The sequence below is a fragment of the Psychrobacillus sp. FSL K6-2836 genome (assembly GCF_038003085.1).
GTDB lineage: Bacteria > Bacillota > Bacilli > Bacillales_A > Planococcaceae > Psychrobacillus.
The window spans coordinates 1,068,890-1,088,446 of the sequence record NZ_JBBOOM010000001.1 but is presented as its reverse complement, the minus strand read 5'-3'; the positions used below and the strand labels follow the sequence as shown (position 1 = coordinate 1,088,446).

The following is a 19,557-nucleotide window of genomic DNA, read 5'->3' as shown; positions in this document are numbered from 1 at the left end:
GGAGAAACGTTATGTCTACGGAAGTTAAAATCGTATATGCTGATGTGGAAAATCAACTTGGAGAAATGACTGGTGCGGTTGACCTGCTAAACCCAAAAGCAGAGCCGCCTATTACGGGTAATATACTAGATGTCGTTACAAAGTTCAATGAATTATCCGTAAAATTGGACCAATTATTAGTCAAATATCAAACATTATCATCCAAAAATATTCAAACTACATCTGCTTCAATAGACTTTATGGAAGAGTCCGATCAAAAAATATCAGCAGCTATGCAGTGTACCATTGATGGAACAGGGGTGGTGTCACGATGAAAATACTAGACGTACAACCATTTCATGATGGTCTAGGGCGTAATATTAATATGCTTACTCGCCTTGAAGGGGAAATCAATGCCATTCAAGCTGCAGTTCAAGGCTTAGTGGCTATGGAGGAAACGCTTAAAGGGGAGGGTGGAAATGCAATAAGATCATTTTATAATGATTGCCATTTACCTTTTCTACATTTCTTTTTGACGTTTAAATCCATATTTAATACAACCCTTACTACGATGAATTCTGCACTGGATAGTTTAGAGCCAGATGCCAATGGCTATATTCGCCAGGCTTATTTAGAAGGAGAAGTAGAAGAAGGATTGACGGAAATTTCCCAAGTAACGACTAATTTAACGGATGAATCCAATAGTATTATGGATTCTGTTACCGACATAGTAGCGTTGCCGCATTTAGATGACAGTGGTGTGCAGGAAGGTGTAACTAGTGCTAGAACCTCAAGAGATAATACGATTACTGATCTAAATGAATTCGATTTGACTCAAACAAATGCACTACTTCTAATAGAAGCTGCCATTTTAAATATGGAAGTCTGGCTAACAGATATTGAATATTTAATGGAAGAGGGATTAACGGATGTTAACTTCCCAGCAGAGGATTGGAATTATGTGCAGGATGCGACGCCGATTGGTCAATTTTATATGCAGCACCAAATAGACATGCTTGCTGCAGATCCACGAGTAGAACAGAATGATGTGGAAGTATCTGCCCCTGCCTATACAGAGAAGAGTTTATGGGAAGGTATAATGACTACTGTCGGGCTAGATATTAATGATTGGGAAAACAAGCCTATAAATGCTGCTGCCAATTTTGTCGGATTTGCTGCAGCGGGGAATGCAACATATAAGGATGTAAGATTGGCTTCCAAAGGGTTTGGTATCACACTTACTAAAAAAGAAGTAAAAGGTGTTCCTAGACCAGTAGTTAAGCTAACTCATCCAGAATTGATTGGAGCCAATAAAAAAACATATAGTGGGACCAATGCAACAAACTATGAGAAAATTTGGAAACGAGTTAACGGAGCGTCCAATGTTAAATCGACATTCCGATGGTCTACTAATAAGCTAGGATATGTCGGCATATTTGCGACAGTGGGTGGAGATATTGTACATGGTGTACAAAATGAAGAGTCGGCAAGTCAAATAGCTGGTAATGTAACTGGAGATGTTGCAATAGCTGGAGCTTCTATGGCTGCATCAGCATGGTTAGGTGCAAAAACGGGTGCTGCAGCAGGTGCACTAGGAGGGCCTGTTGGAGTAGTAGCTGGAGCAGCAGTAGGATTAGTGGTTGGTGTAGTTGTAACAGCTGCGTTAAGTGAGTTTAAAATTATGGATGTTAATAACGATGGACGTGATGATTCAATAGGTGATGCAATTAAGATAGGAACAAAAGGATTAATCGATTCTGTATCGTCTTGGTTTAAATAGATAGGAGAGATTAAAATTAAAGTGGAAGAGAAGAGAAGAAATAATATAAAATTATCGTATTTAAATCTTGAATCACCCCAGGAAAACAGAAGTGGTATTATTGGGTATTTCCTAATACTGTTATATGTAGTTGGAATGATACCAATATTAGGAGTACCGTTCTCTTTCCCTTTTTTCCTAGCTGCAATTATACCAATCATAATTATTCAAGTATGGGCAATTGTTTATCTGATTGATCCATATAAATACGAGAAATCGTATTACTTATTCTTTGGTATATACGGAGTCGTGAATACTTATGTATTTTTCTTAGTCATTTTGAAATTAATATATGTAAACATGGAATGGAAAGGGAGCGCTCCTTTTGTCATTAATTTAGTTTTGTTTATCCTCTTATTGGGAGGAATCAATTGGTTGAACTGGAAAGCACTATACAGTGGAACATATTATAAATTACAACAAAAAAGAACTATACCTGTAGTCTGGACAGCTATTGGTGGTAGTTCTTACATTATCGGTCAAATTATTCTATCCTTTATCTACTCAGATTCAGCTGTAAATATTTTGATGATAGTTGGGATATCAATACTATCTCTTTGTACTGCTTTTTTTTCGATTAACATTCATCGATATTTCTTTATTAATAAAAATATGGATTTAGTGAAACAGCGGTTCCCTGAATTTGGATTGCCAAAGAGTGAGAGGTATACGAAACGGAAGAAAAAGAAAAAATAATCGATTTTTGAGTTCTATTTAATTAAAGGAAAATTCCAAAAGAAAAAAGAAAGAAGGGAAAATAATGATTCCAACATTTACAGTTCAGGATATTTTTGTCATGATGCAAACGTTAAATACGAAAACTTTAATAGGTTTTTCTAATCCCTTCGAACATTTAACAAAGTATGAAATGGAAAGAGAGTGGGAGAAAACCTATAAAAAACTTCATAAGCTTAATCTTATTGATCTAGTAAATAAGGAAATAAAATTAGAAGAAAAATTTGGAAATGCTCTATGGATCATGTCGCGTACTAATATGGTTGTGGAAATATTAAAAGACGGACGTCAGAAAAGTTATTTTTATTTTAGTAAAGACCATGTAGTGGAATGCAAAGAGAACGAAGAAGGTGAATATACGTTATACGTGCATGGAACTCCGGATCATGTATGGAATAATGTCATTTACCCCCGTATGCTTGTAGGTGTAGAAAGTCAATCTGCCAGTGCAGGTGAAACTATCTTTATATCTACTGCTGCATATAATTCGTGGGTAAAAGCGAGAACAGTGACAGATGTGTACAGCTTGGAAGCTATCAATTCAGGTGAAAACTGGAAAAGGGTCAGTAGTCAATTGGATGCTGCATTAAAAAGTATGATACATAATAATCGGTTAATGGTATTTTTCAAAGAGGATTCCAATTGGGTTATCGAAGGTATGCATGTTTTGACATCACCGAATAATAATTGGACTTTCCAAATGATTCAGAAGAACAATCAGGAATTATTGGAAGGAAAACAAAGTACAAATGTGGACATTGTTTCGGAGATTTTAGAGGTTTTAGTAAGGATACAGGATAAGAAAGTAACGATTAAATAAATAAAAGTAGAGACATCAAGCACTTTTTTCGTACAGTCGAATAGAGTGCTTGATGTCTGTTAGATTGTAATTCTTATGTATTTTCAATGAAGTATTTTGACATTTAAACTTTCCAATTGCGCTAGGTTGATCGTATAATTGTTTTCGGTATCTACAAATAGCCCACCATTAACTTTATTCCTTTCAGCTGTTCGGATATCTGTATTCGTTTCGAATATCAGATTATTACCACCTTTAAACTTTAGGTGAAATTTATACTTTTTCAATTCACCAGCTTTACGCAAAATTCTCCCTCCTTTAACGAAGTATATCACTCGTCCTGATAAAGGTTAATAGATAGAAAATAGTTTTATTGGGTATATAGTTTATGAGACTTAATGAGGAAGTCCTTCTAATAGAAATAAATTAGGTGATACGACTTAAGTAGTATATAATGAAGGGATGCTGAAAATACTGAATTAGAGAATATAAAGGAGTTTGAATCATATGGGAAACAAAACTATAAAAAATGAATTACCAGCGAATTACGAGGAACTAAAGAAAGCTGCAAATCGTACTGCAAGCTGGAAAGCACGTTATGACGCAGTAGTTGAATTAGGAATGTACAATCATAATCAAGTGAAGGACATTTTAAGAACACGCCTTGCGAATGATCCGGTTTATAAAGTACAAGAGGCTGCTTTCCAAAGTTTATTAGATTTTGGGGAAGAAGCTCAGTTACCGAAGCGTAAAAAGTTTGAATTAGTAAAAGGAGCAAACAAAGTGTTTGTTCGTGTTAAGAAAAGCTTACCTAAGGATCATACTTTTGAAGAATTTTTAACAAAATTAAAAAGAATGCGCATCGACGTATATGATACGTATGAAGGTGACAAAGGCGACGAATTCAAAACTTGGCTAGAAAAAGAATGGTCTAACTTAAAATAATAAACAAAAAAGCAATTGTCATCATGGACAATTGCTTTTTTTTTTTAATAAAGTAAGTTTTCCTTATTAATATATGGTTTCTGATGCAACCGGAAACTTTTAAGTGTTGGTTAAGGGATTTATGTGGTAGTTGGAAGAGTTAATGTGGTAGTTAAGAAGAAGTAAGTGGTAGTTGGAATGGTTTATGTGGTACCGAAATTTTCGGTGCTATAATTTTCCGTTTTATGGAATAAACTATAAGCAAGTTAGTATAAGAGCTGTCGGTACAAATTTATCAGCCAGACTTCTATAATGTTTGACATGCCTTGATAGAATCAAGAATTAATTAATAAGAAGTTTTAAAATAAATAAGTAATATTAATAAAAATTCAAAATAGATTGACAGTTTATAGGGGAGCACCTATATTTTAAATAGAGACTTTATAGGATGTTGGGATTGGAGAGAAACAATTATGAGTAAATTATGGGATACACCTGAGAGACTACGTGCTTTGTTATGCGAATTGGTTAGCTGGGATAGTATTACATTAACTGAGGGGGAGCGAGCGTTTGCTCCTAAATTAGTGCAGAAGCTTAGAGAATTAAGTTATTTTCAAGATCATCCGAGTCTATTACAGATGCATGATGCAGGGCTTGGTAGACAAGTAGTGACTGCATTGTATAAACACCCGGAAGCGACAGAAACGGTTGTACTGATCAGTCATTTTGATACAGTTCAGACGGAGGAGTACGGTGTTTTGGAGCCGCTTGCTTATTTTCCAGAGGAGTTAACAAAAAAGTTAATGGAGAACCCCGAAGAATTGCCAGAAGGTGCTCGTACTGATTTGGAAACTGGTAAGTATTTGTTTGGCCGCGGAACAATGGATATGAAAATGGGGCTTGCGTTACATATGCAGCTGATAGAAAAAGCGAGTGTTGAGCAATGGCCGATCAATCTTATTTTGACAACTGTTCCGGATGAAGAAGTCAATTCAGCTGGTATGCGTGCTGCGGTCACTCACCTAGTGCGTATTCGTGAAGAGTTCGGATTAACTTATAAGCTATTTTTAAATAGCGAGCCATCATTTTCTCAAAACCCTACTGATATTGCAGAGTACATTTATACCGGTACAATCGGTAAAATCATGCCTGCAGCATTGTTTTACGGGAAGGAAACGCATGTGGGAGAACCTATGAAAGGCATGACAGCTAATTATATTGCATCCTTCTTAACGCAACGAATGGAATGGAATGACTCATTCCGTGAGACGGATCTAGGAGAAAGTACGCCTTTACCAGTTTCATTACAGCAAAAGGATTTGAAACTGTCTTATTCTACGCAAACACCGTATCGTGCTGTTGCCTTATATAATGTGTTTTTACTGAAGCGTACTGCTTCGGAAGTGATGAATTTGTTTGAGCAAGTTGCAGAAGAGGCAATGCATGAATTGAACGAAAATTATTCTATGATTTGTGAGCGTGAGCAGGTAACGGGCGTAGGGGAAGTAAAAGTTATCCGCTATGAAGACCTACTAGCATATGCAAATAAAAAACTAGGAACGGACCAAGTGGAACAACTTAAAAAACAAACACTAGAAAACGAAGAATGGGATGACCGAGAAAAGTCACTTCGTATTGTAGATGACCTAATGATTCAATGTCAGGAATTAGCACCAGCAACAGTTATCCTTTTCGCACCACCTTTCTACCCAGCAGTTAATACCTCCAATGATCCATTGATTAGAGATGCGGTGGAATTGATGAAGCAATCAGGATTAACGTTTAATAATAAAATTGATCAAATCCATTATTTCAATGGAATTTGCGATTTAAGTTATGTGAACTATGAAGATGAAGGTAAAGGTTGGACTGCTTTTGAAAATAATACGCCTGTATGGGGTGACACCTATAACATACCATTTGAAGATATGGCTAAACTTAAGGGACCAGTTCTGAACGTGGGACCATTCGGAAAGGATGCGCATCAAAAAACAGAGCGACTTCATGTAGATAGTGCATTTGTAGAGATGCCAGTAATGTTAGAGACATTGCTTAAGAGCCTGTATTAAATATATGGATACAGACTTCCTATAATGGGAAGTCTTTTCTTGCTCTTGAGAGGAACATACTTGCTTTCAACTTATAGTTACTTGCTGTTACTGTCAGTTTAGTTACTTTGAATAATGAATTACTGGCGGAACGAAAAAATTATCCACTTTCACTTGCGAGAGAAGGCTATGTAAAAAAGTAAATCATCCCTGTCCGTATAAATATGAATTTTATAAGACTATTTTGTATATTTATAATATTTTGCCTACTAATCTGTTGAATAGTTAACGGTTTTTAGAGATAATGAAACTAATAATTTTTTACGATAGGAGTAATTGAATGGAAATAACAACAAGGACTAATATAGAACATAAAAGTAGAGCAAATGACTATGTCCACGAAGTATTCGAATTAGTAAAAGAAAGAAACCAAGGGGAAAAAGAATTTTTACAGGCAACACGTGAGATCTTTGATTCGCTACGACCTGTATTTCTAAAACATCCTGAATATATACATAATGGAATATTAGAACGCATAACGGAACCTGATCGAGTTATTACGTTTCGAGTTGCATGGGAAGACGATACTGGAAAGGTTCAGGTAAACCGTGGTTTTCGAGTACAGTTTAATAATAGCTTAGGACCTTATAAGGGTGGAATTCGTTTTCATCCGACGGTAAACAGTAGTATTATGAAATTTCTTGCCTTCGAGCAGACATTTAAAAATGCATTGACGGGACAGCCGATTGGCGCAGGTAAAGGTGGATCAGATTTTAATCCAAAAGGAAAGTCAGACCGTGAAATTATGCGATTTACACAAAGTTTTATCACCGAGTTAAGTAAATATATTGGGCCTGATATGGATGTTCCAGCTGGAGATATTGGAGTTGGAAAGAGAGAAATAGGTTATATGTTCGGCCAGTATAATCGTTTAAAAGGTGGCTATGAGGCTGGTGTGTTTACTGGAAAAGATCCAAATCATGGAGGGAGTCTCGGTCGTAAAGAGGCTACAGGTTACGGCACAGTCTATTTTGTTGAAGAAATGTTAAAGACAGTAAATGACAGCTTTAAAGGGAAAAAAGTAGTTGTCTCTGGATCCGGTAACGTTGCAATCTACGCTATGGAGAAGGCGATTGAGCTTGGTGCAGTGGTGCTGGCATGTAGTGACTCCTCTGGATACATTTATGATCCTAAGGGTATTGATGTAGAAACGATTAAACAGTTAAAAGAATTTGATAGTAAAAGAATTAAAGAATATACAAAGAATCATCCAAAAGCTGTCTATCATGAGGGCTGTACGGATATTTGGTCGGTGGCGTGTGACATTGCTTTACCTTGCGCCACTCAAAATGAAATGGAAAAAGACGATGCTATTATGTTAATTGAGAATGGGGTACGAGCAATAGGGGAAGGTGCTAATATGCCTTGCACAGAAGATGCCATTCTTGCCTTCCAAGCAAGCGGTGTATTATTTGCCCCAGCTAAAGCGGCAAACGCTGGTGGAGTAGCTGTTTCTGCAATGGAGATGTCACAAAATAGTATGCGCTTATCGTGGACGGTTGAAGAAGTAGATGAAAAGTTAAAGCAGGTTATGAAGAACATATACATTAGCTGCTATAATGCCGCAGAAAGCTACGGACATCCAGGTAATTTAGTGATAGGAGCAAATATAGCAGGATTCCTTAAAGTGGCAGAAGCAATGGTGGCACACGGAATTCATTAATAAGAAAAATGGAGCAGCTTCTCGGTACTTAGAGAGTTGCTCCTTTGTCGTAAAAGAAAGTATAAAAAAGAGTCACGTGAATACTGAGTTCGTGGGACTTGAGTGAATGAATAATAATATTGATTTCGTTTTGGGTGGGGTTCAAAGGCTAAGAGCGCCACATCGTGTGGCAACGCCTTCGTGACCAACATCCTGTTAGCCCCCGCGGGGGGAGAGATGAGCCATCACCACAGCTCAATGCGTCGATGTGATGGCTCATCTGGCTCACTCATCTCGCTGGAGTCGCCACCTTACACTACAATCAATTAAAGTAGTAGTACCCAACAAGAAGATTAAGCATGCTTATCGCTTAGATGATAAGATTGTTCAAATTTTAGAAAGTGATAAAATTATTTTTAATCACTTCTGAATTAGAGCTGAAATTAGTTAATGATAAATTAAGAATGTAGATTTACTTTTTTTCTAGTGGAAATAAAGAGAAGTAGTAAGTGCTTGATCTATAAGAAGTGAAATAGCGAACGAAATTGCATCTTCGGGGCCAGCACGATGCGGGTCAGGCAGTCGTTGCGAAATGTTTCTTTATTTTGCGACGAGCTTTGCGCAGGAGCACCACGATGTCGCGTACTTAGACTGTCATCTGCTCTCTGAATAGGAAGGTGTCTTTTCTATAGTTTTCCAAAAATGCATTTACCTGTTTCAAAAAGTTGTTGAAGGGCGACGGACAGTCAAACGCCATAAGATTACCGAAAAAAGGAGTGCTGGTTGGTTGTGACGTCCGTCACAACCAACCAGCACTCCTAAAATTTCACTTGGTAATTATATAGCAAAACGCCTATTCAAAGCCCTTCGAAAACGATAGAAACAGGTTTTAACATTAGAGGACAGGACATCTTTTTGCTCCTTTTTACTATTAGACTAAAGCTTAAATTTACCTACGATCTGATTTAATTGATGTGCAATATCATTTGTTTCGTTTGAACGGTTTGCAATCTCATCGATCGAAGCTGTCGTTTGTTCTGTTGCTGCTGAAATAGATGTAGTAACTTGTTCAATCTCTCTTATTGATTCGGTAAGCTGATTGATCAACAATACGACTTGTTTTGAATTATCTGCTTCTGTAGTTGACATAGCTGAAATCATGGATATTTCTTCAACTGTTTTTGCAACTGCTGTAGAAATATCACTTAATGACTGAGATGTTTGAAGTACAGTCGAAGAGCCCGTTTCGATTAACTTCGTACTTTCTTCTGTAGAATCTACTACTAGCTTAATGCTTTCCGTAATGTCTTTAATAATTGTTTCTACTTGCTCTACTTCAGTATTCGACTGCTCGGCTAGTTTTCTAACTTCCTCCGCGACTACTGCAAATCCTTTTCCATGCTCACCTGCGCGAGCTGCCTCAATTGAAGCGTTAAGTGCTAGTAAATTAGTTTGAGCAGCTATTGCTGAGATGGAGCTCGTAATTTGTTGGATTTGTGTAGTTGCCTCATTGAGTCGTCCTATTGTTTCACTCGTTTCAATGGAAGCAGATTTGATTTTATCCATGTCACGACTAATTTCACTTGCTCGAGTCAACCCTTCTTCGGCAGTGTGCATAGTTGTTTTGGAATTTATGACAGTTGTATCTGCACGGTCTTTTGAAACTTGTAAATCTTGTGCTAGGCTTTGCAAAATATTGGAGGAACGCTCAGCTGTTATCGTTCCATCAGATACTGATGCGGCAGTTTCACTCATATTAGTTGATACTTGGTGCACTGCGTCTTTCATTTCGTTTAGTGAAATAGAATTGTGCTCGACATTATTAGTTAATTGAACGGAAGTTGTTTGAATCGTTCCTATAATTTCTCGTAGGTTCGACGCTAATGTATTTAATGTTTTACTTAAATCTCCAACCTCATCTTTACTTGTGAAATGCGTATCCTTGACAGCTAGATTACCATTAGCAATTTCACCAGCGTGTGCAATAAGTGCTGAAAGTGGCTTTGTTTTTCTTCTTATTAAAAATAACGTAACTAATGATGCCAAAATCAATGGAATTAGACTAATAAGTATTCCTCCACTAACAACATCCCAGGTGCGATCTGTAACGATAGATGCATCAAAATCAATGACGCTAATAGCTATAATATCTTTAGAAGGATCATGATCTTCAAAAATAGGTGCATAGCCAGAAAGTCTTTCTAAGCCAGCAAACTCATAAGCATCTGAATAGGTAGGATGTTGCATTTCTACTAACATAGCAGTAGCTTCCTTATCTATATAAAACTGATCTCCAGCTTTAAAGCCATCTTCCTTTAACTTGTCATCCATAGCGAGTAATTTACCATCTAAATCTATAATATACTGCGTTTCAAATATGTCTTTGTGTGCGGTAGTCCAATTTAGTTGCTCACCAACCTTATCGATTGCTGACGTATCTCCTGCAATGATTTTCTTAACATCATCAGCTTGGATCAATCCGGTAGTAATATTTGCGCACCCATAAGCTTCAATACCCGCTGCCTTATAAAGTTCATCATAAGCTGTATTGTATGTAGCCACCGAAGTAATTAACAGCATAGAAGCGATGATTCCAACAATAATCATCCCTAAATGCACTGTTAAGGTATTTTTCATTATAAATTCTCTCCTGTCTACCTTTACATAAAACGTATATACACATTTATACCATAAAAAGAGGTAAAAAAGATACAGTTTAATAAATAGAAATAACACGAATATGTGACTAATTAACTTCCAAGTTATATCCTATAGTCTTGGTTTTTAGTTATTTGGTTATCCAATTATTGTAGAAAACAATATGTTGTAAAGGTTTTGTAACAATAATTAGGACTTTAAGATATTAAATTTGTCGGACTTAGTAAGTTTATAACGAAAAGCTTGTAATATTATTGTTACACAATTGTAAAGTTACTTTAGTTTAAAAGGTGATAGTATGGGTATAGAGAAATTTTCAGAAAACATATTAAATCGAATTTTTCAATACACATCTTGGAGGAACATAAATTTTGACTTCATTGTTTAAGAAAATCATCACTATCTTTAGTTTAACTGTAGTTTTAGCCGCGGGAACATTTGCAGGAAATACAGAAGCAGCAAGCACTGTAGCATCCAATGAAATAGTATCGAGTGCGAAAAGTTTAGTAGGAATTAAATATCGTTATGGTGGAACAACGAAGGCAGGTTTTGATTGTTCAGGTTATATCGGATACGTATATAAAAGTAAAGGAATTTATTTACCAAGAACTGCAGCAGGAATGTACAACTCTGGAAAAAAGGTAAATAAATCAAATTTAGCAGTGGGGGACTTAGTTTTCTTCAATACATCTGGTAAAGGCGTATCACATGTTGGAATGTACATAGGTAGCGGTAAATTCATCCATGCTTCAACATCTAAAGGTATTCGCGTAGATAAATTAAATGATCCTTATTACTGGGGTAAAAAATACGTTGGTGCTAAAAGAGTAGCGACGGTAACAGTAGCAAAAAAATAATCCTAAATTCAACCGTTTCAGCTCATAGCTGAAACGGTTTTTTTAGATAAGAGAGCATATAAAAATGTCCCGTAAATAAAGGGGTGATTGTACTTTAAAAGAGTCCATGTGAAGGGCGGGTTATTACCTAAGGGAGAAAACAAAAGAAGCGATGAAATCCATAGTATAAAGAGATTGCAACATAAATAACAAAAGGAATAGAGGCTGGGACAGAAGTAGAAATTTTATTGGATAAGTAGAAACCTTTACTAATAATGGATATTTAATAAAATTGATTGGAATGGAGGGGCGACTCCTACGGGAATAGCGTGACACCTGAGTCTACAGGCTCAGTCCACGCCCGTGGAAAGCGTCCCTGGAATGGAAATCAATTTTGTGCACAGCAAAAAAACAGCATTTTTCTCACAGAGAAAAATGCTGTTTTGGGGTTCTGTCCCAGCCAGTATAAATTGGAAAAAAATAATCCCTATTAATAGGCACTGTAAAACCCAATATGGTACCATCTCCAATCAGTGTGGATAAGGCACCCACTGAATGGAGTTTCGTCTTACTTAATTGTTACTACTTTTGATCCAACGAGATTGCCAGATGCATCATAGCTTAAAAACATTCCTTCTGAGAAAAGGGAAAGATCAATAATTTCATCTAATTTTTTTTCAAGAGCAAAATAGTTTTGTCCCCGATAAATTAGTTCATAATCAATTTGCCCTTCTAAAGAGGAGAATCGTACAATAACTCTCTCCACATCACCACAGCTCATATCAATAAATGTATTCATATAAAAGTTTGATGGTGTGGACTGAATCGTCGGCGAGATAAATCCTTGGTTATTATTTGAGCAGCCAGGTGGATGCGTTTCACAAGTGACTTCATCCAGAATAGATTGATAAGTAGCGGATAGGTCTACATTTTTTTCTACATGATAATAACTTCCGCCCGTACTATTTGCAATTTGTTCCAACAAAGGTTCATTTAATTGATTTACAGAACCAAGGCCAATAGTGAATATCTTAATATTTTTATCTTTTGCTTTTTGAAGTGATGAAAGTATTTTACTAGTGTTAGATTTTCCGTCTGTTAATAAAATAGCAATTTTTGGTTTAGAATCATTTGAAAACTTGTCAATTGCTACATCTAATCCATCTGCAATATTAGTACCACCGGATTGACCAACATTTACAAAGGTAGAACCAACATAGCTAGCCGTACCCTTCGCTAAGAAATGTCCTTTAGAATTAAAATGAGCACCAACATTTGTAGAAGCATGAAGTGCTGAAATGAACTCTTGCGATTTAGACACTCTTAATCGTTCAGGGTCACTTCTTTTCATACTTCCCGAGGAATCTATAATAAATCCAACCTCAAAATTCCTTGGACAGCTATAGTCTGTTGTAAGTGGACGAGCGATTTGAATCCGATGACTATGCGTCTTATTTACAATAGAAGATAGTTCGCTTGAGTATCTTGGATCCTTCACAGAAATCCTTGCACTCCAGGAAGAATCACCCCAGGCATAAGAATTGACGCTAGTACGGGCAACACCATTCACAAAGCTTACTTCTTTATTTGCAAAAGAAAGGTCTGATGAATTGAAAACTACTTTCCCTTTATAATCAGAAATTACTTGTCCACCCGGAAGGACAATAGTGGCTTTTATAGTTACTAATCCATCTTTATTATTATTTTCAACTACATGCTCTAGACGTAATTCTGCTTGTGGTACGTAGGTAACATTTACGTTAACTGGTGTTCTATAGCAGGACATGTTTAAATCATTGCTTCTGCTGTCACTAACTTTAAAGGAAATTGTGTCAACTACAGTTTTAGTTGATTTTTTTGCTGTAATCTCTGCAGTTAAATCAGCTCCATCCGTGTAAAGAATAGGGGAACCAGAAACCTTTCCACCTTTTTCATTGGTAATAACCGCTCCAGACTTGGATGTAATTACAAATGGGATGGATTCTTCGTAAGAAATATTATTTCCGTAGCAGTCCTTTAATATTATTGTGATAAATGACGTATCTACACCGTTTGCGATAAGTGTAGGGGATTCGATATCCAGACTTGCAATACGCGCATCATGAGTGGAAGATGGTGGTTTTGCAGGCTCCTCGGTACTAGGTGTAGGAAAAACAATCGTTCCTCCATCTGGAAAATCAGTAGGTAATTCACTTGCTACATTGTCCTTCCCAGAAGGGGCACCACGTAGACCTTTAATACTGAAAGTTCCTCGTTTTGCAATTCTATTAAGAAAGACAGTTGCATCCACACGGGTCAATGTGCGCGAAGGTTTAAAATCCTCATATGTTTTTTTGCCATTCGTTCCAGTAGATAAATTTTGCGTATACAAATATTGGACTGCATAGGTTTCTGTGAGGTCATAACCGTCAATAGCAGCGATAATTCGTGCAAATTGGCCTCTAGTTACTGCTTTTCCTCTAATTTTTGTATTAGTATACCCATTTACTGGCATATTTTTACTTTTGAAATATCGATAATATCCAGATGCACTATCTTCATTTTTCTTAGCCACATAAGGGGAGATTGCCTTATAAGACGTATCAAATTTGGATAATACGGAAACTAACTGAGATTCTGTGATTTCTTTCTGCGGACCAAAAGTTCCGTCGGGATAGCCCTGCATTATGCCAGCTTTACTTGCCCATTCAATCGATGGATATGCCCAAAAATCATTTTTGATATCTTTGTATAGACTAGCAGCACTTATACTTTGTTGTGTAAATGGAATTGCTAGAAACAAAACAATAAATAGAAGTAATGACCGTAAAGTAGTTTTTTTCATCTAATCGTTCCTTTCTATCAGTCAAAGAAGAGCATGTCATCACGATAATTTTGTTTTAAATCAGACTCTAAGAAAGTTAAAAATCTAGAAATCATTGCCGAAGATTGTGCCCTTGTAAGAGGTTGGTTTGGATTGAAACGGTTTTTACCATCTCCATTAATAAGTCCTAGCTCTGTTGCAACATACACACTATCTTTGGCATATGCAGGTATAATCTTGTCATCAGCGTAGTTAGTAGAGAATCCTGGACTAGGAGCACGTCCTTCCATACCTAAAGCTCGTACAAGAATCGCTACTGCTTGAGCTCGTTTAATTGGTTGATTAGTCCCGAACGAATTCGGATTAACTCCATTAATGATTCCTTTTTCCACAGCACTTTCAATGTACGGATAATCAGGATGTTTAGGATCAAGATCGGCGAAAATTGCCTTTTTCGAAGCTGCTTTCTTTTGAGGTTCTTCAAAAACCCGTAAGTTAACAGCCTTTAACACGCCTACTGTAAATTGGAATCTCACCATTGGAGTATTGGGAGAGAAAAATTGACTTGCTTCATCAAAAATACCTAATGAATATAACTTCTCTATATCACTCTTAGCCCAATGATTGGATAAGTCACGAAACTTCGGCACAATTAGACGATCGATTTTTGGGACATTAACTTGGTTGAGATGTATAACACCCTTGGAATCTTTGTAACTTTTTGCAAATGGAATATCATAATTGTATTCAGAAATCATATTACTGGAGCTAATAACAGAATGTCCTCCAACAAAGCTTGAGAAGGAAGGGGTATTAGGCTCATATTGAAGTGTTCGTGATTTGCTATCAGAAACCTTACTTGTTACATAAGCAGTGCCTTTACTAGTATTTATCTCAAAATCTAGTAGCTGTGTCTCCGTTGCTCCCCAGAAGTTTTTATAGCCAACATCTCTTCCGTTCAGAAACACGGTAATGGTTTCTGTGTTTTTAGCTCCCTTAGCTTTTTTTAGATATATTTTTCTCCCTACTACATTCCCAGAATAGTAATCACTCGCTGGGCGATTATCAATTACAGATGCTTGAGAGAATTGATAATCATCTAACGTATAAGTATCTCCATTAATTATTACTTTTTCTGAGTAGCTTTTTATAGATGTATTGGAGGTAGTTTGTCCTTTATCTAAATGTGCTTCTAATGTCGAAACGTATGACATGCTTCTAGTTAGTTTGTCCCCATTGGGATTAGATAGATTGAACTTGTATGTAGTTGTAACCAAGTTTTTACTTGTTCGCTCTGAAATAGTAGCTTTTCCACTAAATTTAATAGGAGCCCCTGATAAGAAGAAAGCCTCTTCATACGTATACTCGTTCAGAACACCACCATTAAAATCGGGTGCTTTTGCTTTTGTCTCTGTATTAAAGAGAATTAGTGATAAAACTATGGCTGCTAAATAGGTAGATATCCGTTTAATGCTTGATTTTTTATTAATTGTAAACCCTCATCTCGTGTCAAAGTTGAATCGACATATAGTTTAGTAACTATATGTCGTTTATTTATGTTTTAGTAAATAATAAAATCTACGGCAAGAGGATAACTTTATACAAGTGATTATCCGTCAAGACTCCAGCGATTTGCACTTTTGTTCAAAAAAAGTACAAAAAAAGCTGCATGAACACTGGTTTTATGGAACTTTTAAGAATGAATAATACTACTGATTTCCGTTACATGTGGACGCTTTCCGCGACGAGGCCGAGCCTCCTCATTCAGGCGCACGCTTCTTCCCTGTGGGGTCTCGACTTTCTCGCTTATCCCGCTGGAGTAGCCACATTTCACTCCAATCAACATATAGTGTAGTTCTCCACTCTGAGATTTAGCAAAGCTTATCGCTTAGATGATAATAGTAGTAAAAGTTTATAGAGGGATAAAACCGTCCATCCAGTTAGGAATACTACTTTATAATGAAAGAAGAAAGTAGATATTCTTTTATCTGAGTCCATCTCATCTTTACTTATTTGAAGATAAAACACGTATATTTTGGTGGTTTTATATCCAAGTATTCGTTTATAAAAAGTGGAACTAGTTGATTGGAGTGCAGAGCGGCGACTCCAGTGGGAACAGCGCGAGCTGAAGACCCTGGACTGAGCGTAAGGGAGGGAAGCGGCTGAAGCCGTGCCCACGGAAAGCGTCCGCTCGTAGCGGAAATCAATGGCATATCTACGTATCAGTTCTTAAAGGACCGGGCGTCTCTTTGCCTGGTTTTTCTTATTAATCTACAAAAATTAGTCGACCTTTAATAATCGATTCATGAATTATAAACAATCTATCATTAGGCTTTAAGTCATTAATAGAAATTACTTTTCCCTCTTTAATAATAGTTGCTTGTTCTATATTCATATTGTATATTTTACCTGCTTCTTTCCATATGCCATTTTGCCACTGACTAACGTTTTGGACACGAATAGTTGTCCCACCTATTGTGTTTTCTAAACGACCTACCGACACTAAATTGGAAATAGGTGATGAGCTTCCTACGATATGGCTAGCAATAATTTGATTGTTTTTTACGTAAAAGTATCCATATTTCCCGATTCTCTCATCCATTTCATTCCTAGGAACTACTTTTAGTGTGGAACGTCTAAAGTCTTCCACTACATTAGTGTCGTCACTAAAGTTAAGCGTTGGTGTTGCAGCATTTGACCAATAATTATTAGATAATTTTTTTGCATTGATAATAGTTAAATTGTAGGTTCCAGTGTAACCAATTTTTCCGAAATAAACGGTGTGATCTGCAAGATTAGGACTCATAAACCCATCGTTAGTAATATGAATAACATTTGCATATTTGCTAGTGCTCGGTCCGTCAGTCACAACAAAAGCAGTTCCACTTGACTGTAGACTATACGAATCAACTAATCTTCCATTTCGGATAAGAATAGAACCGTCATGATAAGGTAATAGACCTATATTTCTTAAACCTATTTTTTTGATAGATGTGTTAATAGAAGTCATAGGTTCATAATATGTGCGTTCATTATCTCGTTTAATAACCATCTTTTGTATTACTTCTTTTCCGAATTGCTTTGCAGTAACATAGTAAACTTCATCGTATGTATAATATCGTAATTGATCCTGTTTAATTTGCTTGTTTCCTACATATATCGGAGTTTTATCGGTGAAAGTTTTCGTTGAATTATCTATCGAAATTTGTGATTGCCACTTCCAATCACGAAAAATTTGTTCATCATTTACGATTAATTTGTTTTGGATAGGATCAATTTTCTGTATTTTTCCTTTATACAGATTTTCTATAACCTCTCCTTGAGTGTTTATATCTACTGATGTAATTATTCTAGAGTCATATTCGTCTAACTTTAATTTTATACGATCGCCTTCATACAAAACACTAAGATCGGATATTTTTGTATCTTTATAAAACTCTGTGTCATCATTTATATAGTAAGTTTTAGAGATTCCGCTATCTAATCTAACGGAAAGAAAGGTTCCTTTTTTGTCAATTCTATTTATCGTTCCAGAAAATGATTTGCCTATTGCATCTGTATTTTCTTGAGATACATAGGATGTACCACGAAGTTCTACTACCTTGCCTAAGTTAACGTCTGCTTCAAGTTCCATGCCTATTTTAAAAGCATCAATAGAAGTTGGAAGAGAATTTACTGAAAGTCTTGTATACTTATCGATTTTAAGTGTCAATTTTTTATTTTTATTATTTTTAATGGTAATTGACTTGAGATTTTTTTGATATGAGCCATCACTTTGCTCAACAGTCTCAAAAGTTACATTTTCAAAGTTTCCTTTAATAAGTGTTGCTCCAAATGTTTCGGATGGTAAAAAAAGTAAAGTGCACAGAAACAGAATTGGAATAAATAATAACTTCTTGAACAAATTTTCTCCTCCTCATAATTTTATAAATAGTCCTAGACAGTATATCGACTAAAAATCTATGTTTGTTATAAGAATTGGAAATTTTGTAGTAAAAATAAGAAATTGTATAAAATTTTTTGAAAATAATTTTAAAAAGCTATTTCTAAATTTCGTAAAAGTAGTATAATTGCATATAATATATTGCACACTTAAAATTGTTGCAATTTACTAATTTAATTGATAGGGGAAACACATTATGAATAATCTAAAAATTCAATTTACTGAAAACGAACTGAAGAACGAGAAAACACCAGCAGACCAACTAGTTTTTGGAACTAAATTTACAGATCATATGTTTATCGCCGATTATACAGAAGGTACAGGTTGGCATGATCATCGTATCGTCCCTTATCAGCCACTTACTTTAGATCCGTCTGCATCTATATTACATTATGGTCAAACGGTTTTTGAGGGAATGAAAGCTTATCTATCGGAGGATGGAATCGTTCGCTTGTTCCGTCCAGAACAAAATATGAAACGCATGAATATTTCAGCTGATCGCATAAGCATGCCACAAATAGAAGAAGAACTAGCTATTGATGCTTTAAAACAATTAATTGAAATAGACAAAGAATGGGTACCTAAAGAGCCTGGAACATCTCTTTATATCAGACCTTTTATGATTGCAACAGAAGCACATCTTGGAGTATCAGCTTCTAAAACGTATAGCTTCATCATTATCATGTCGCCGGTTGGATCTTATTACAAAGAAGGTATTCATCCAGTGAAAATATTAGTGGAAAGTGAATATGTTCGGGCAGTTGCTGGTGGTACGGGAACTGCTAAAACTGCAGGAAACTATGCCTCTAGCCTAAAAGCGCAGGAAGTAGCGGATCGTGAAGGATACGCGCAGGTTCTGTGGTTAGATGGACTTGAGAGAAAATATATTGAAGAAGTAGGAAGCATGAATGTGTTTTTCAAAATTGATGGGGAAGTAGTTACTCCAGCTTTGAATGGTAGTATTTTAGATGGTATTACGAGAAAATCTATCATTGAATTATTAAAGTACTGGGGTGTTCCAGTAACAGAACGTAAAGTTTCAATGGAAGAAATTCGTGAAGCTTACTTGAAAGGTAAACTGGACGAAGCTTTTGGAACTGGTACTGCCGCTGTTATTTCACCAATCGGAGAATTACGCTGGAAGGGTGAGTTATTCTACGTTAATAACGGAGAAACAGGAGAACTTTCTCAAAAATTATATGATACATTAACTGGAATTCAACGTGGCATTATCGAAGATCCATTTGGCTGGGTTGTGGAGTTAGAAAAATAATGTTTTACTAGTCGCTTCTCGTCACTGAGAGGCGATCA

Annotated in this window: 14 protein-coding genes; 9 read left to right on the top strand and 5 right to left on the bottom strand. The window is 36.2% G+C overall.

Annotated elements, in window-relative coordinates; genetic code table 11:
- The first annotated feature begins 11 nt into the window (after nt 1–11).
- The 4 genes from MKY37_RS05215 (at nt 12) to MKY37_RS05200 (ending at nt 3,353) form a co-directional block, all read left to right on the top strand.
- Nucleotides 12–314, top strand: coding sequence for a YwqI/YxiC family protein (locus MKY37_RS05215; RefSeq protein ID WP_340774531.1), 303 nt, complete (start codon nt 12–14; stop codon nt 312–314).
- Nucleotides 311–1,759: a ribonuclease YeeF family protein gene (locus MKY37_RS05210; protein WP_340774528.1), complete on the top strand. Its 1,449-nt coding sequence runs from the start codon at nt 311–313 to the stop codon at nt 1,757–1,759. The genes MKY37_RS05215 and MKY37_RS05210 overlap by 4 nt, the downstream gene beginning before the upstream one ends.
- 21 nt (nt 1,760–1,780) lie before the next feature.
- Nucleotides 1,781–2,494, top strand: a complete 714-nt coding sequence (locus MKY37_RS05205) for a hypothetical protein (RefSeq protein ID WP_340774526.1) — start codon at nt 1,781–1,783, stop codon at nt 2,492–2,494.
- Nucleotides 2,495–2,558: 64 nt separating this feature from the next.
- A complete protein-coding gene (locus MKY37_RS05200) occupies nt 2,559–3,353 on the top strand; it encodes a hypothetical protein (RefSeq protein WP_340774524.1) in 795 nt (264 codons plus the stop codon).
- Nucleotides 3,354–3,436: 83 nt separating this feature from the next.
- Here MKY37_RS05200 and MKY37_RS05195 read toward each other — a convergent pair whose 3' ends face one another.
- Complete coding sequence (locus MKY37_RS05195) at nt 3,437–3,637, bottom strand: hypothetical protein (protein ID WP_340774522.1); 201 nt, start codon at nt 3,635–3,637, stop codon at nt 3,437–3,439.
- A 202-nt stretch (nt 3,638–3,839) separates the two neighbouring features.
- Here MKY37_RS05195 and MKY37_RS05190 point away from each other — a divergent pair, with 202 nt between their 5' ends.
- The 3 genes from MKY37_RS05190 (at nt 3,840) to gdhA (ending at nt 8,027) form a co-directional block, all read left to right on the top strand.
- Nucleotides 3,840–4,277 carry a HEAT repeat domain-containing protein gene (locus MKY37_RS05190; protein ID WP_340774519.1) on the top strand — a complete coding sequence of 146 codons (438 nt, stop codon included), beginning with the start codon at nt 3,840–3,842 and terminating at the stop codon, nt 4,275–4,277.
- Nucleotides 4,278–4,729: 452 nt separating this feature from the next.
- Nucleotides 4,730–6,325 (top strand): M20/M25/M40 family metallo-hydrolase, encoded by a 1,596-nt coding sequence (locus tag MKY37_RS05185; RefSeq protein WP_340774516.1) that lies wholly within the window; start codon nt 4,730–4,732, stop codon nt 6,323–6,325.
- A gap of 319 nt (nt 6,326–6,644) precedes the next feature.
- Nucleotides 6,645–8,027, top strand: coding sequence for an NADP-specific glutamate dehydrogenase (gene gdhA / locus MKY37_RS05180; protein WP_340774514.1), 1,383 nt, complete (start codon nt 6,645–6,647; stop codon nt 8,025–8,027).
- A gap of 915 nt (nt 8,028–8,942) precedes the next feature.
- Here gdhA and MKY37_RS05175 read toward each other — a convergent pair.
- Nucleotides 8,943–10,643, bottom strand: coding sequence for a methyl-accepting chemotaxis protein (locus MKY37_RS05175; RefSeq protein ID WP_340774512.1), 1,701 nt, complete (start codon nt 10,641–10,643; stop codon nt 8,943–8,945).
- Between the two features lie 392 nt (nt 10,644–11,035).
- Between MKY37_RS05175 and MKY37_RS05170 the strand changes: the two genes are divergently transcribed.
- Nucleotides 11,036–11,521, top strand: coding sequence for a C40 family peptidase (locus MKY37_RS05170; RefSeq protein ID WP_340774509.1), 486 nt, complete (start codon nt 11,036–11,038; stop codon nt 11,519–11,521).
- A gap of 547 nt (nt 11,522–12,068) precedes the next feature.
- On the opposite strand, the gene MKY37_RS05165 is transcribed toward MKY37_RS05170, so the two are convergent.
- From MKY37_RS05165 to MKY37_RS05155, 3 genes are all read right to left on the bottom strand, one after another.
- Entirely contained in the window at nt 12,069–14,324 is a 2,256-nt protein-coding gene (locus MKY37_RS05165; RefSeq protein WP_340774507.1) for an S-layer homology domain-containing protein, read from the bottom strand.
- A gap of 17 nt (nt 14,325–14,341) precedes the next feature.
- A complete protein-coding gene (locus tag MKY37_RS05160; protein WP_340774504.1) occupies nt 14,342–15,580 on the bottom strand; it encodes an S-layer homology domain-containing protein in 1,239 nt (412 codons plus the stop codon).
- A gap of 989 nt (nt 15,581–16,569) precedes the next feature.
- On the bottom strand, nt 16,570–18,207 hold the full coding sequence (locus tag MKY37_RS05155) for a hypothetical protein (RefSeq protein ID WP_340774502.1): 1,638 nt from the start codon (nt 18,205–18,207) through the stop codon (nt 16,570–16,572).
- A 235-nt stretch (nt 18,208–18,442) separates the two neighbouring features.
- Between MKY37_RS05155 and MKY37_RS05150 the strand changes: the two genes are divergently transcribed.
- Complete coding sequence (locus MKY37_RS05150) at nt 18,443–19,519, top strand: branched-chain amino acid aminotransferase (protein WP_340774501.1); 1,077 nt, start codon at nt 18,443–18,445, stop codon at nt 19,517–19,519.
- Nucleotides 19,520–19,557 lie beyond the last annotated feature (38 nt).